The sequence below is a fragment of the Pedobacter sp. genome (assembly GCF_037719805.1).
In the GTDB taxonomy this organism is placed as follows: Bacteria; Bacteroidota; Bacteroidia; order Sphingobacteriales; family Sphingobacteriaceae; genus Pedobacter.
This window is the reverse complement of sequence record NZ_JBBJLZ010000002.1, coordinates 677,202-692,821: the sequence shown is the minus strand read 5'-3', so window position 1 is coordinate 692,821 and position 15,620 is coordinate 677,202. Positions and strand designations below refer to the sequence as shown.

At 40.9% G+C, this 15,620-nt stretch carries 12 protein-coding genes; 11 read left to right on the top strand and 1 reads right to left on the bottom strand.

The features are described 5' to 3' along the window. Positions 1 to 134: 134 nt before the first annotated feature. From WKF66_RS08055 to WKF66_RS08005, 11 genes are all read left to right on the top strand, one after another. Positions 135 to 1,379, top strand: a complete 1,245-nt coding sequence (locus WKF66_RS08055; protein WP_489673914.1) for an efflux RND transporter periplasmic adaptor subunit — start codon at positions 135 to 137, stop codon at positions 1,377 to 1,379. Between the two features lie 10 nt (positions 1,380 to 1,389). Next, positions 1,390 to 2,088 (top strand): ABC transporter ATP-binding protein, encoded by a 699-nt coding sequence (locus WKF66_RS08050; protein ID WP_489673913.1) that lies wholly within the window; start codon positions 1,390 to 1,392, stop codon positions 2,086 to 2,088. A 13-nt stretch (positions 2,089 to 2,101) separates the two neighbouring features. After that, the gene (locus WKF66_RS08045) at positions 2,102 to 4,471 is read left to right on the top strand and encodes an ABC transporter permease (protein WP_489673912.1); all 2,370 of its coding nucleotides are present in this window, start codon (positions 2,102 to 2,104) and stop codon (positions 4,469 to 4,471) included. Positions 4,472 to 4,478: 7 nt separating this feature from the next. Next, positions 4,479 to 6,851: an ABC transporter permease gene (locus tag WKF66_RS08040; RefSeq protein WP_489673911.1), complete on the top strand. Its 2,373-nt coding sequence runs from the start codon at positions 4,479 to 4,481 to the stop codon at positions 6,849 to 6,851. Positions 6,852 to 6,866: 15 nt separating this feature from the next. Then, on the top strand, positions 6,867 to 9,257 hold the full coding sequence (locus tag WKF66_RS08035) for an ABC transporter permease (RefSeq protein WP_489673910.1): 2,391 nt from the start codon (positions 6,867 to 6,869) through the stop codon (positions 9,255 to 9,257). Between the two features lie 4 nt (positions 9,258 to 9,261). Continuing rightward, complete coding sequence (locus WKF66_RS08030; protein ID WP_489673909.1) at positions 9,262 to 9,945, top strand: ABC transporter ATP-binding protein; 684 nt, start codon at positions 9,262 to 9,264, stop codon at positions 9,943 to 9,945. 66 nt (positions 9,946 to 10,011) lie between these two features. Next, complete coding sequence (locus WKF66_RS08025) at positions 10,012 to 10,842, top strand: helical backbone metal receptor (protein WP_489673908.1); 831 nt, start codon at positions 10,012 to 10,014, stop codon at positions 10,840 to 10,842. Between the two features lie 112 nt (positions 10,843 to 10,954). Further along, positions 10,955 to 11,338, top strand: a complete 384-nt coding sequence (locus WKF66_RS08020; RefSeq protein ID WP_489673907.1) for a LiaF transmembrane domain-containing protein — start codon at positions 10,955 to 10,957, stop codon at positions 11,336 to 11,338. 18 nt (positions 11,339 to 11,356) lie between these two features. Next, positions 11,357 to 13,039, top strand: a complete 1,683-nt coding sequence (locus WKF66_RS08015) for a DNA polymerase/3'-5' exonuclease PolX (protein ID WP_489673906.1) — start codon at positions 11,357 to 11,359, stop codon at positions 13,037 to 13,039. After that, entirely contained in the window at positions 13,036 to 14,061 is a 1,026-nt protein-coding gene (locus tag WKF66_RS08010) for a glycosyltransferase family 9 protein (RefSeq protein WP_489673905.1), read from the top strand. Before WKF66_RS08015 ends, WKF66_RS08010 begins: the two co-directional genes overlap by 4 nt. Beyond that, on the top strand, positions 14,039 to 14,533 hold the full coding sequence (locus WKF66_RS08005) for a SixA phosphatase family protein (protein ID WP_489673904.1): 495 nt from the start codon (positions 14,039 to 14,041) through the stop codon (positions 14,531 to 14,533). Before WKF66_RS08010 ends, WKF66_RS08005 begins: the two co-directional genes overlap by 23 nt. Here WKF66_RS08005 and WKF66_RS08000 read toward each other — a convergent pair whose 3' ends face one another. Next, the gene (locus tag WKF66_RS08000) at positions 14,534 to 15,397 is read right to left on the bottom strand and encodes an AMP nucleosidase (protein ID WP_489673903.1); all 864 of its coding nucleotides are present in this window, start codon (positions 15,395 to 15,397) and stop codon (positions 14,534 to 14,536) included. Positions 15,398 to 15,620: the final 223 nt, after the last annotated feature.

Genomic DNA, 15,620 nt, shown 5'->3' with positions numbered 1-15,620 from the left:
TGATGCACATCAACTGTCCGGTAATGAACATGAAATGTTATTGAAATTTGTTAATTATTTGATTTACAGTAATATGTACAGATATTTCACTGTGGCATATCGTTGGTATAGAACGAATTGAGTTTTAGCATATAATGGATAAGATAATAGAACGTAAGAGATTTAATAAGAAAACGATACTAATGATTGTGGGCGCTCTCCTTTTTGTGGGCCTTGTGGGATATGGATATAGCTTGTCTTTAAATAAGGTTTATAAGGCTGATGCTGATAAGGTGACTATTAGTCCTGTGATTTATGGTGATTTCGAGGATGTAGTGTTGCTAAATGCGAGTGTAGTGCCGTTGACGTCGGTCATTATTAGTTCACCGGAGGGAGGAACGGTTGCAGAGATATTCACGGAAAATGGGGCGAACGTAGTTAAAGGAACGCCCTTGCTTAGAATTACTAATCCAAATGCGCTATCCAGCTACACCTCTAGTGAAACGGGGATTACCGAACAAATCAACCAGCTTCGGAAGTTGAGGTTGGATCTGGAACAGAATCAACGCGTTATGAGTCAAGACATGATGGAGATTGAAAACAGTCTGAGAACGGCGAGCAGGAAGTTTAAAGTCGATAGCACTTTGTTCTCAAAAAAGGTAATCACTACACAAGAATTTGCTGCTTCGAGTCAGGATTATGAGTATTACCAGGGACGTAAAAAAATTCTTAAGGAGGCGGTTAAACAGGAGAATCAAAGCAGGATTATGCAATTGCAGCAGATAGATTTTTCAATTGGCAGAATGAATGAGAGCCTGGAGACCATTAGGCAGAATATTGAAAACATGACTATCAAAGCGCCTGTGGCCGGTAGCTTATCATCCTACGATCCCATTATTGGTAAATCTTATAATGTCAATGAGATGCTTGGGAAAATTGATGTGATGCAGGGGTATAAACTTCAGGCAGGAGTTGATGAATACTACATTAACAGGGTGAAGGAAGGGCAGACTGCGAATTGCGACTTTAATGGGAAAACATATAAGCTTAGTGTGAAAAAGGTAATCCCTGAGGTTACGTCCGGACAATTTCAGATAGAACTCATTTTTGAAGGTCGGTCGCCTTTAGAGTTGCGAAGAGGCTTATCGATGCAGGTGAAATTAACCTTGTCAGACAATAGTAAATCGTTACTGGTTAGTCAGGGCCAATTCTTTCAAAGCACAGGAGGATCCTGGGTCTTTGTGTTGAAGAATGGTAAAGCCACCCGCAGAAACGTGAAGATTGGGCGTAAGAATTATTTGTATTACGAAATACTGGATGGGTTACAGAATGGAGAACAGGTAATCACTTCGTCTTACGATCAATTCACCCAGTATGACATCATTGAAATAAAGAATTAAAGATATAACCATGATAAGAATCGAAAATCTGGAAAAAGTTTACAAAACAGAAGAGATAGAAACTACTGCATTGAACGGCATAAACATGCATGTTGTAGCAGGAGAATTTGTTTCGATAATGGGTCCATCGGGCTGCGGTAAATCCACCTTATTAAACGTTATGGGACTTCTGGATAAGCCGGAAAGCGGAAGTTATAAGTTTCTGGAAACCGAGCTGTTAAAGCTTAATGATAGAGCACGGGCTAATTTTAGAAAGCAAAACATGGGCTTTGTCTTTCAGAACTTCAATCTTATAGATGAGCTTACTGTATTTGAGAACATTGAATTGCCATTGATCTATAATAAAATTCCTTCTGCGGAAAGAAAGAGGTTAGTTAATGAAATTATTGAAAGGATGAACATTGTGAACCGGAGCGGCCATTTCCCTCAGCAATTGTCAGGTGGTCAGCAGCAACGTGTAGCCGTAGCACGTGCGCTGGTTACCAAGCCGAAGTTGGTTTTGGCGGATGAGCCGACGGGTAATTTGGACAGTTCACATGGGAATGAAGTAATGGAGTTGCTTTGTGAATTAAATGAGACTGGCACAACGATCGTGATGGTTACTCACTCTTCGCATGATGCAAGTTTTTCTAACCGGATTATTAACCTAAAGGATGGCCATGTGATCTCGGAGAAGATTAACAAGAGCCGTAATGAAGAACTGATTTAACCTTTCAAGCCTGATGTTTAGACTCAACTTAAAAATCGCACTGCGCAACCTTTGGAAAAATAAGGGGTTCACGTTAATTAACCTTGGCGGATTGGCAATCGGCTTAGCCAGTTGTATGATACTGCTGCTTTATGTAGCGTATGAGTGGAGTTATGATAAGCAATTTTCAAACAGTGACAAGACTTATGTAGTCTACCAAAGCTCGGTAGCTAATGGTAAAACCTTTAGTTGGGCCTGGACCCCGGGTGTGATGGCGAATGAAGTTGCGGCAAATGTGCCGGGAGTTAAATATGCTTCACACTCAACCTACCCAAACTCTAACCTGATTAGTTACGGAGATAAGAAAATAACCAGCAGAACGGTTTTTGCGGATCAGTTTTTTACAAAGATTCTAGATTTTAAGTTTATTAAGGGCAATCCTGGAAACGTACTGAGGAACGTGAATAGTATAATACTTACCGAGTCTTTTGCGCATAAACTTTTTGGAAATGAAGATCCGATTAATAAAACGGTGGTGCTTGAGAACCAGGATGTATTGAAGGTAGAGGCTGTGATTGAAGATATTCCAGAGAACAGCAGTATACAATTTGAGAGTTTAATGCCATGGGCGTTATTTGAGAAAAGGGAGGAATGGGCTCGTGGAATAAACTGGGGAAATAACATGTGCCTTACTCTGGTTCAGTTAAAAAGCAATGATTTTTTTATGGGTGCAAATGCCTCGATAAGTGGAATTTATAAGCGCAACCAGGAAGAAAATAAGGCTGAAGCTCTTTTGCATCCCTTAACGAAGTGGCACCTGTATAGCGACTTTGACAATGGGAAGTCCGTTGGTGGAAAGATCTCGCAGCTTAAGATATTTTTGCTTTTAGCCTTTTGTATACTACTTATTGCATGTGTCAACTTTATGAATTTATCTACCGCACGCTCTGAGCGGAGGGCAAAAGAAGTGGGTATCAGAAAGGCAATTGGTTCTACCCGTAAATCACTCATAGGCCAATTTCTGATCGAATCAATAGTCATCACGTTTGCGTCGGCAGTACTAGCGTTCGTACTTGTGGAAATTAGTCTGCCTTACTTCAATAATTTATTGAATATTAAATTGACGATTGACTATAGTAGTTTGACTTTTTGGACTACGCTTGTGGGTTTAATGGCGTTTACAGGATTGGTTGCAGGAAGTTATCCTGCACTATATTTATCCTCTTTTGAGCCTATTGCTGTATTAAAGGGTTTGAAAATTAAATCGGATTCCTCTGTCTCTATCAGGAAGGTTTTAGTTGTGGTACAGTTTGTTTTTGCGGTGTGTTTGATTGTCGTGACGCTTGTTATTTATCAGCAACTCAGATTCGTGCAAAACAAACCGATTGGATATGATAAGGCTAATCTGGTTCAGATCAATATTCAGGGCAAAATGGGGGACGAGCATAAGCTTGAACTACTTAAAACGCTAATTATGAAATCTGGAGCAGCAACTCATGTAACCTTTTTTAGCAAGGATATCACGGAAGATGGGAACAATACAACGAATATTTCCTGGGAAGGTAGGATAAAAGGTGAATCCATCTTGTTTAATACCAGAGGCATAGGTTCAGATTTTATTAAAACTATAGGCACATCGCTTGTAAGTGGTAGGGAGCTTTCGACAAAGTTTAGGAACGATAGTGCCCGAGTAATGTTGAATGAAGCGGCAGTAAAAATGATGGGTCTAAAGAACCCGGTGGGCGCAACCATTTATTGGGGTGATACCAAGCTTACTAATATTGGGGTAATTAAGGATTTTGTAGTGGAAAGCGCCTTTCAAAAGGTAGCACCAATGATATTTTATCCAAGTTATATAGATGGGGCATCCGTAATTATCGTGCGTTTGAATTCGAAGCAGAACATCAGTTCTTCCCTGGAAAAAATAGACCAGTTGGTTAAACAAGTTGAACCAGAATACCCGGTGAACAGGAAGTTTGTGGACGAAAGCTTTGCATTAAAGTTCCAAAACGAAAAGCTGCTTGGGATTTTGTCCAACTGGTTTGGAGGTTTTGCAATATCCATTTCCTGTCTGGGATTGTTAGGATTAGCACTATTCATGGCAGAGCAGCGCAAAAAGGAAATCAGTATACGTAAGGTTTTGGGAGCGAGCACCGCCAATATACTTACGCTATTAAATAAGGACTTTATTAAACTGGTTGCTATTGCAAATGTAATTGCATTTCCTTTAGCCTATATCGCTAGCAGCAGATGGCTTTCTGCCTACGAGTACCGGGTTTCTATTTCAGCTATACCTTTCCTTGTTGCAGTTGGAGTGTCGGTGATTATCGCTGTATTGACTGTCAGCATACAATCCGTCAAGGTAGCCAAAGCAAACCCTATTGATGCCTTAAAATACGAATAACGAAGCTATGTTTAAACTTAATTTAAAAATCGCCTTAAGGAACCTTTGGAAAAACAGGGGAATCACGACCATTAATATTGGCGGATTGGCTGTTGCTTTGGCGGCGTTCATTTTGGTAATGATTTACGCTACCTATGAAACCACATATGATAAGGAAAATCCGAATTACGACAACATCTACATTGTGGGTAGAACGCTACCTGAATTCAACACTAATTTTACCCCTCCGCCTTTAGGCAGGGCCATTAAAGCGAATTTTCCAGAAGTTGAAGCAGTTGGGACGACCAAAAAAGGGGGCTTTGAGTTTGCGATAAGCACTGAACAGCATACAGTTTTCGCCACCAATTATCTGATTATGGATTATGAGGCAGCAAAATTGTTTCACCTGAAACCTGATGGGGGCTTGGAAAAGCCAGAGAGTAGTGACCGCCACTTCTTTTATTTAAATAAGGAGACGATGAAAACCTTATTTCCTAATAAGAAAGACACCAAGCCTGAAATGGTAAAGATAGGGGGGCGAATTGCTGGTCAGTCGGGAGAGTTAAGGGGTTCTATAGCCAGTAATCCGCATTCTAATATAGCTTTCAACGCACTGTCATTACGAAGAGAACTTGGTATAGGAGAGAGTTACGGTTACAACAACTACAATACCTACATATTGGTCAGACCTGGAACAGATATTTCAAATCTAGAACGTAAGATTGATGCGCTCTATCAGAGAGAGCAGGTTAAGGACGGTATAGAGTTAGCTTCAGATCACTCTAAGAGAACAAGTATCTTTTTAGACCCACTTAAAAACCTGCATTTACGGCCTAAAGCAGCAAACGACGCTAGTTATAAGGTCATTGTTGCCTTGTCTGTATTGGCGGTTTTAATATTGGTCATTGCCTGTATTAACTTCACGAATTTAAGCATAGCTCAGGCCACCAAAAGAGCTAAGGAAGTTGGAATTAAGAAAGTGCTGGGCGTGTACCGTTACCAACTTACCTTTCAGTTTATAATGGAAATTTTGCTACAATGTTTCGTTGCCACGATACTAGCGCTTGCAATCGCTGAGCTTTTACTTCCGAAATTTAATGCCCTATTTGACGTTTCATTAAGTATTTGGAAGGGTCAAAGTATGTTAGTCTATCAGCTTCCGCTTATTTTACTGGCTATAACGCTCATTGCCGGTGCTTACCCAGCAGTTGTACTTTCAGGTTTTAAACCGGCACTGGTACTTAAGGGTAATTTCAATACTGCTCCCAGTACCTCTTGGTTGAGGAATGCGCTCCTTGTGATTCAGTTTAGCGTTGCCGTTATATTTATTATTGGATTGCTGATCATCAGCAGTCAACTGAAGTACATGCGCACCCAAGACACTGGGTTTAATCCGAAGCAAGTGGTTTACCTAAAAAATATGACTATTTTTTCTAATCCTAAGATCTTCCAGCCTTTTAGAGAGAAGGTAATGGACATCCCCGGCGTGCAGTCTGTTACGGTTGCGAGTGATATTCCTGACGGATCTGAAAATGGCTCAAATACTTATACTGCTAACGGTAAAGAGGCTATGATTGATTTCCTGGATGTAGACTTTGATTATTTTGAAACCCTAGATATCAAACTGGCAAAGGGTCGGTTTTTTTCCAACGATTATAAGACAGATACAGCCAATTCAGTGGTTTTAAACGAATCTGCAGTCGCTAAATATGGCTTGACTGATCCAATTGGAAAGAATATAAGAGGCTGCAACATGGATTACAAGATTGTTGGAGTTGTCAAGGATTTTAAATCTCAAGGTTTTGAGATCCCCGTTCAGCCTACTTTATATGCCATTAAAAATCCCTGTGGCAATATGAAGCTGCAGGTGATGGTTAAGATTGATCAGGCACATATGGCGGAAGCGCTAAAAATCTTGCAGTTACGTTGGTCGGAGATCAACGTAAAAGATGGCGAGAACTTCAGGTATCATTTTTTAAATGACTTATACGGTAAATTGTTTCATAAACAGGAGCAACTCCAATCTGTATTTTTTGCGGCTGCTTTATTAACAATCCTCATTGCCCTACTGGGATTGTTTGCCTTTGCGAAGTACATGACGAACAATAGAATCAAAGAAATCGCTTTGCGTAAGATACTTGGCGCAAGTGATCTGCAGGTATTGCGGTTATTGAACACGTCTTTTTTCAAAATAGTATTGCTTGCTAACCTGGTGTCATGGCCAATAGCCTATGTACTTACTCAGAAATGGTTAGAAACATTTGCTTACCGGGTGGAAATGCCAATACTTCCTTTTGTATTAAGTGCATTGCTAACCATTGTGTTGACAGTAATAACTGTTAGTGCACAAGCAGCAGCAGCAGTGAAAGCAAATCCGGTAGATGCTTTGAAATATGAATAACTAACTAATCAAAATATGTTTCGACTGAACTTAAAAATTGCGTTACGGAACCTTTGGAAATACAAAGGGTACACTGCGATCAACGTCATGGGGCTCTCGGTGGGTTTAGCAGGATGCCTGATGATATTTATTTTCTTGAACTATCAATTGGGATTTGACAAAGGCTACGAAAATAGCGACCGGATATACAGGGCGGTTTCTTCTTTCCAATATCCGGATGACAAATTCTACACCAACGGAGTACCAAGACCCTTTGTGCCTGCTTTAAGGCAAGATTTGAGTCAGCAGTTCGAGAAAGTGGCTGGTGTAAGGGCTAGTGGCGGCATAGTAAGGTATATTGGTGATGGTACCAGGGCAGAGGTTAAAAAAAGTGAACGGATTATCTATGCGGAGCCTGAACTTTTTGATATTTTGAAAATTAAATGGCTTGCTGGCAGTCCGGTTTCCTTGAAAGAGCCTTTTACGATCACGCTATCTAAACATACAGCAGAAACTTATTTCGGCAGATGGGAGAATGCAGTTGGCAAGCGATTGATTTTCAATAATAGAGAAACGTATAGGGTGACTGGAGTATTTGCTGACTTCCCGCAAAACACGAGTTTCCCTTTCAAGCTGGTGATGTCTTACGAAAGCGATAAAAACAGGCCCAATGATGGTTGGGGCTCAGTTTCTTCCAGTCAAGAATGTTATATGCTGCTTAGAAAAGGAATTGACATCAAGAGTCTTGACGGTCCGTTAGCTGCTTTTATTAAAAAATATTACACAAGCAATGCCCCAAGTAAGGAAAACCACATATTTCAGGCGTTGAAAGATATTCATTACGATGAACGCTTTAATAATTTCGGAGGCAACGTTACGCCACGGTCGCAGCTAATCGGACTCACTGTTATTGGCTTATTTCTGTTATTAACTGCCTGTATAAACTTTATCAATATTGCTACTGCCCAGGCGGTGAGCAGGTCTAAAGAGGTTGGTATTCGCAAGGTAATGGGCAGTATGCGTAAGCAACTCATCTGGCAATTTTTGAGTGAGACCACGTTAATAACGATGGTAGCGCTGATGTTTGCCTGTGTAATTACCGAACTTAGTTTGCCAGGAATGGAGTCTTTATTCGGCGAAGGCATCACGTTTAGCCTTTTTGGGCATAAAGAAGTTTACGTATTCATGGTTTTGTTAATTGTCATTGTTAGTTTTCTTGCTGGCTTGTATCCCGCGTTGGTAATGTCGGGTTTTAGTCCGGCGCTGGCAATTAAAAATAAGATCAGCTCGACGAATGCGGGAGGTATAGGATTGAGAAAGACGCTTGTTGTGGTACAGTTTGCCATTACCGCAATCCTGATCATTGGAACATTGGTAGTAATGAACCAGATGAGCTTCATGAGAAGTAAATCTCTTGGATTCGATAGTACCAGTATTGCGGTTGTGCAGATGCCTGCCGATAGCCTCAGCATGGTAAAATTTAATACGCTTAAAGACCTATTGCTAAAAAACAGTAGTATTAAAAGCGCTAGTTTTTGCCAAACGCCGCCTTCTTCTTATAACAATAGTGAAACTAGTTTCTCGTTCAACGGCAGCAAGGATCTTGATTTTCAAGCCAATATCAAAGTGGTAGATGAAGACTATTTTCGTACATTCTCTCTGCCGATAGTGGCTGGGCGTTCGTTGTCTAAAAGCGATACCACTAAGGAGTACGTAGTTAATGAGACACTGCTTAAAAAGCTGAATGTATTGAAGCCAGAAGACGCTTTAGGTAAGCTTATTCTCTTAAATGGCCTTTCGGCGCCCATAGTAGGGGTGGTGAAAGATTTCAATAACGTATCCTTACACGAACGGATCTCTCCTATTATTATGTTCTCCAATAAAAATCGGCTGAGCCAACTTGCAATCAAGATAGAATCAAGCCAGATGATGCCCACAATGAAGATGGTGGAACGCGAATGGAACAAAATGTTCCCTGACTATGTATATTCTTCCATTTTTATGGATGAACAAATCAATAATTACTATCAATCAGAACGGGTGATGGGCACCTTGTTTAAGGTCTTTGCGGGCGTGGTGATCTTTATCTCATTCATAGGGCTGTTCGGCTTAATTTCTTTTGTAGCTACTCAGCGAACAAAAGAGATTGCCATAAGGAAGGTGTTGGGTGCAAGCACGGTTGAACTGGTTAGAATGCTTAATAGTTCGTTTCTGTGGATGGTTTTTATTGCTAATTTAATTGCATGGCCAATAACCTACATTTTTGTATCAAAGTGGCTTGCGGGGTTTGCTTACAGGGCGCCTTTGAATATCTGGCCATTTGTGCTCGCTGCAGTATTATCGGTGGTCATTACGCTGATTACAGTGAGTTTGAGATCATACGGCGCGGCAACCGGTAATACCATTGATTCCTTAAAATACGAATAAAACCATGATAGATTTACAAAACATAGAAAAGTATTACTCCAGTAAAGGCGTTAAAAGTTACATTTTACGTCATGTTTCGACCAGTATTCAAGAAGGTGAATTTGTTTCCATCATGGGCCCTTCGGGTGCTGGTAAGTCGACCTTACTGAATATTCTCGGGATGCTGGAAGAGCCGACGTACGGGGTATATAACTTCATGGGTGAAGATGTGACATCTTTAAACGAACGTAAAAGAATTGAGCTTTACCGCAACCATATAGGCTTTGTCTTTCAAGCCTATCATTTGATTGACGAAATGACCGTTGCAGAGAATATTGAGGCACCTTTATTATATAAAAAGATTGGAAGCTCTGAGCGTAAAAGCAGGGTTGCAGACATGCTTGACCGATTTAATATGGTTGGTAAGAAAGATTTGTTTCCCAATCAGTTGTCAGGCGGTCAACAACAGTTGGTAGGAGTAGCAAGGGCTCTGGCTGCTCAACCAACCATCATATTGGCTGATGAACCAACCGGTAACCTCCAATCCGCACAGGCGCTGCAGATTATGGAATTGTTTAGAAAGTTGAATCAGGAAGAAGGAATCACAATAATCCAAGTGACTCACTCTGAGGTTAATGCACAATATGGAACCCGCATTCTTAATTTGTTGGATGGTGTTATTAAAGAGGATATTCTGACTGCTGGATAACAGAAGTTTAGACTGAATGTCAAACTTACAAGGCAGCCGCTTCTAATCCGGTTGAGGCATTGAAGTATGAATAAGGCTATCTATCTTTGTGGCATGCAGCGAGGTTTTACTGATCAGATTGGTCGCCAGGTTACTTTTGATTATCCCCCTAAAAGGATTGTTTCCTTGGTTCCATCGCAGACTGAGCTTTTGTTTGACTTGGGATTGGACGCAGAGGTAGTTGGTCTGACTAAGTTTTGTATTCATCCGATTGACAAGTTTGCGCGCTGTGTAAAAATAGGAGGAACCAAGAAGGTCAATATTGAGCTGATCAAGAACCTTCAACCTGATTTAATCATCGGAAATAAAGAGGAGAACTCAGTAGCAGACATTGAAGAATTGTCCTCCCTTTTCCCTGTCTGGATGAGTGAGATTTACACAATAGATGATGCCAAGCGGACTATTGTGCAGATTGGCGAGCTGGTAGACCGACAACCTGAGGCGTCATACTTAATACACCTTATAAGTGCAGGTTTCTCAGATCTTCAAACGCTTGCAATAGAGCGTGGGATTAATAAGAGAGTAGCGTACTTAATTTGGAAAAATCCTTTTATGGCTGCTGGCCGAAATACGTTCATAAGTGATATTCTCGTCGGGAATGGAATGAACAACGTGATTAAGGTACCGCGTTACCCGGAAGTGGACTTGTCAGAACTTGCCCTTTTGAAACCCGATTTGGTCTTTTTATCCTCTGAACCTTATCCTTTCACTGATAAGCATGTTCAAGAAATTCAATTACTACTGCCTGATGCCAAGGTGATGCTGGTTGATGGAGAAATGTTTTCCTGGTATGGCAGCAGGCTCGTAAAAGCTGTACAATACTTCTTTGAGTTTCAAAAAGAAATATCGGCGAAATAATATTTTTAGTATTCACCGATATTTTTTGTGCATTTACCGGGGTATGACTGGCTAATACCTGCTAAACATTGATGTGCAAGTGTTTTCATGATAGTTTTGAAGAAAAAAAGTCATGGAAACTCTAAACAGAAAAAACAACCGCAATTTCAATATTGGTGTCCTCTTTATCATCATAGGGGCGATATTCATCGCTAAAAATCTGGGACTACTCATTCCCTTCTGGATCTTAAGCTGGAAATCTTTTCTACTGATTATGGGTCTCTTGATCGGATATAATAAGAACTTCAAACCCGGTGGATGGATTGTTATGGTCTTTATGGGGTTCTTGCTAACGTTAAAGACTATTGTGCCATTCTCGTTGGGTCAATTTGCATTACCATTAATATTAATTGGATTAGGCATATACGTGATATTTAAGCCTAACGGTAATTTTGGCGGAGGTCACTTTAGAAAAGACAAGTTGAACTTTGATCAGCCTACGTCAGAGGGAAAATAATTCTTATTTTTATGGCTTATGGAAAATAAGGCCATTGCACGTAAGCTTCGTTTGTTGTCCCAATTAATGGAGCTTCATAATGTAAATCCATTTAAGATTAAGTCAGTAGCGAATGCTGCTTTGAAGGTCGACAAGCTGCCATTTGCAATTAAGGATAGGTCTCTTGAAGAGATCGGACAAATTGACGGCCTCGGTAAAAGCATCTCAGGGAAAGTTTGGGAATTGCTACAAACAGGAACAATGGGTGACTTACAGGCTATCCTGACAGACACTCCGGAAGGCATTGTAGAAATGCTTGGAATTAAGGGGATAGGGCCGAAAAAGATTGCGGTAATCTGGAAAGATCTTGCCATCGAAAACATAGGTGAACTTTATTATGCCTGCAATGAAAACAGGCTCATCGAGGCGAAAGGGTTTGGTTTGAAAACTCAGGAAGAAATTCGCAAAATCATCGAGTTTAGAATGGCTGGTGAGGGTAAATTTCTTTACTCGCTTGCAGAACCGCTTGTTAATAAGCTCTTCGAAGATCTGTCTGTATGGCTGAATGGTTTTGAAGGCGAGTCCTTGTTGGGCGTTGCTGGAGAATACAGACGGTGCCTTGAGGTTATTAAGGAAATAGAATTGGTATTAGGTGCACAGGATATTGAAGAGGTGGCAGATTGCCTGGCAGACTTTGAGCCTTTACAATTTGAATTACAAACATCTGGTACATATGAAGCAAAAACACCATTTGGACTACAGGTATATCTTCATTTGGTACCAAAGGAGGCATTTTATCTCAAGTATTTTGAACTGACCGGTAATTTAAGTCATGTCGAGCAAGTGCTGTCATTAGCCGGTGTTGGTAATTATGTCAACGAGCACGCTATCTATGAAAAAGCAGGCCTAGCTTATGTAGAGCCTGAGTTGAGAGAAGGACTTGATGAGATTGAGCTGGCTAAATTAAATCGTTTACCAACACTGATAAAATATGAAGATCTGAAGGGAAGTTTGCATAACCACTCGACCTGGAGTGATGGCGTAAATACGTTGGAAGAGATGGCACTTTATTGTAAAGACCACTTGCAGTTGGAGTATCTCGGTATTTGCGATCACTCTAAATCTGCATTTTATGCGAGTGGTTTAAGTGAGCAAAGAATATTTGCTCAACACAAAGAAATCGATGAACTTAACGCAGGGCTAGCGCCATTCAAGATCTTTAAGGGAATCGAAAGTGATATCCTTTATGATGGCTCGTTGGATTATCCACAGGAAATTCTGAATACTTTTGATTTCGTAGTTGCGTCAGTGCATAGCATTCTTCGTATGGATGAGGAGAAGGCAACAACACGATTAGTGACTGCAATCGAAAACCCTTATACTACGATATTAGGTCACCCTACCGGCAGGCTACTATTGAGCCGAAAAGGGTATCCAATCAATTATAAAAAAGTTGTTGACGCTTGTGCGGCGAACAATGTAGTGATTGAGATAAATTCCAATCCACTACGGCTCGACCTGGATTGGCGGTGGCATCGCTATGCTTTAGAAAAAGGTGTTTTGCTTTCTATCAATCCAGACGCACATAGGGCAGAGGGCTTGCATGATATGCGGTACGGCGTGTTGATTGGTAGGAAAGGTGGGTTAGAAGCAAGTCAGTGCCTAAACGCCTTAGGTTTGCAGGAGATTACTCAGCATTTTACTAGTAAGAAAGGTAAATGAGCGCCAAGGGCAAAATATTAATTATCCGGTTTTCTGCCATGGGCGATGTAGCAATGACATCTCCAGTGTTAAAGGAGTTTTCTAAAGCATATCCTTTAGAAGAACTTATAGTGGTAAGTCGAGGCTCGTATCAGCCATTTTTCAGTGATATTCCCAATGTGGAGTTTATCGCCTTTGACTCAAAAGGAAAACATAAGACGTTCTTTGGGCTCTTAAAGTTCTTTTTGCAATTAAGAAGATACAAAATCAAGTGCGTTGCTGACCTTCACAATAATTTAAGAAGTAGAATATTGTGCATTTTGTTCTTTTTCAGCGGGATCAAAACGGCTTCTGTAGATAAAGGGCGTCCAGAAAAGAAGCGGCTTACCAGGAAGCGCGAGAAACAGCTCATACCTTTAAAATCTACCGTATCACGATATGCGGAAGTATTTGCGAAGCTAGGATTCCCTTTCAACTTACGTAATCATTTAACGTCCCATGCGTATGATAAGCCTGACAATGAACATTGGGTTGGAGTCAGTCCTTTTGCTCAGCACTTACAAAAAGTATATCCTTTGCATAAAATGGAACGGGTAGTGCTTGAACTTGCAGGAAAAGGAATTAAGCTATTTATTTTTGGAGGTTCGTCTGACGAAGCTGTAATTGCGAATGACTGGGCATCCAAGCATCAAAATATCACTTCAATGGTTAACAAGATCACATTGGCTGAAGAATTGGAATTTATAGCTAGGCTTGACCTAATGCTTAGCATGGACTCTTCGGGAATGCATTTAGCATCATTAAGTCAGGTACCAGTGGTATCCGTTTGGGGCGCTACCCATCCCTATGTCGGTTTTCTGGGATATGGCCAATCAATAAATGATGCTGTTCAAATAGATTTATATTGTCGACCTTGCTCTGTCTATGGAAATGTTCCCTGCTATCGAGGTGATTTCGCTTGCATGAACAATTTACCAGAGCAGAATATTGTTGATAAAGTACTTGATAAACTTTATAACTATGAAACAGCTATTGTTAATTAGACACGGGAAGTCTGAATGGGGAAATGCCCATCTAAGTGATTTTGACAGGCCTTTAAACCCAAGGGGGCACCGGAATGCACCGGAAATGGCGCTTCGGTTAGTCCGTAAAAATTTAGTACCAGAGATTACTATAAGCAGCCCAGCGTTGCGGGCTCTTACTACGGCCAGCCATTTCGAACATGCATGGCATAGGTCAATAGCGCAAATTAAACAAGATAGTTCAATTTATGAGGCTGCGGTTCCTGCTTTGTTACATCTTGTAAATAACATCGAAAACAAATACAATCGCGCAGCATTGTTTGGACACAATCCAGGTTTTACCGATTTAGCAAATTACCTAACAGATGCGAATATCGACAATTTACCTACTTGTGGGATTGTAATCTTAGAATTTACGACGGATCACTGGAGCGAAATCGCCGTCGGCACCGGAAGATTGCTGGACTTTGATTATCCTAAGAAAGTACAATAACTAGAACTTCAAGTGCTTAACCGTCAGCCCGTTATTTTTCAATTGTTTTAAGGAATCAATTCCTATTTTAAGATGTGTTTCTACGTAGGTACTTGTTACCGCGCTATCGCTTTCGGCAGTTTTAACACCCTCTGGGATCATAGGCTGATCTGAAACCAGCAGTAAAGCACCAGTCGGAATCTTGTTTGCGAAACCTGCCGTAAATATCGTAGCGGTTTCCATGTCTACAGCCATTGCTCTCAACGTTTTCAGATACTTTTTAAAGTGTTTGTCGTGCTCCCAAACTCTTCGGTTGGTAGTAAAACAAGTTCCGGTCCAATAATCCCTGGAGTGGTCTCTGATCGTTGTGGAGATAGCTTTCTGCAATGCGAAGGATGGTAGGGCTGGTACTTCTGGAGGAAGGTAATCGTTGGAAGTTCCTTCACCTCTTATTGCCGCTATTGGTAGAATGAGATCTCCGAGCTGATTCTTCTTTTTCAAACCGCCGCATTTGCCAAGAAATAAGACGGCCTTTGGGCTGATGGCTGTAAGCAAATCCATCATGGTTGCAGCAAGAGGGCTTCCCATTCCAAAGTTGATAATCGTGATCCCGTTCGCAGTTACGCTTTGCATTGGTTTGTCCAGACCCATGATTGGAGCGTTATCGTTCCACTCAGAAAACATTTGTACATATTTGCTAAAATTAGTTAGCAAGATATAATCACTGAACTGATCAAGAGGTCGTCCAGTATAACGCGGCAGCCAATTTCTAACGATATCCGCTTTTGTTTTCAAGCCAGACTTGACCGCGGAATTAACTTCCTTAACCTTTTTAGATTTTGCTACTACCGTTTCATCTTTCTTTACGTCTTTCTCTTCGTTCATATATAATTGATTTTAGTTAATGATGTTGTTAACTGATCTCTTGTAGGTTATCAGTGAGAGGTTGTTCGTTTGCGCTTAATGGTAGCCTGCAGTTTATAGTTATAGCCACGTCTTTACGGCGAAGACAAGGACCTCGGACTGGGTGGTATCGCCATGCCGAGGTCCTGAAATGAATTCAGGATGACGGGGTACTAAACCTGTCATTGTCACTTCTTTGTATTTG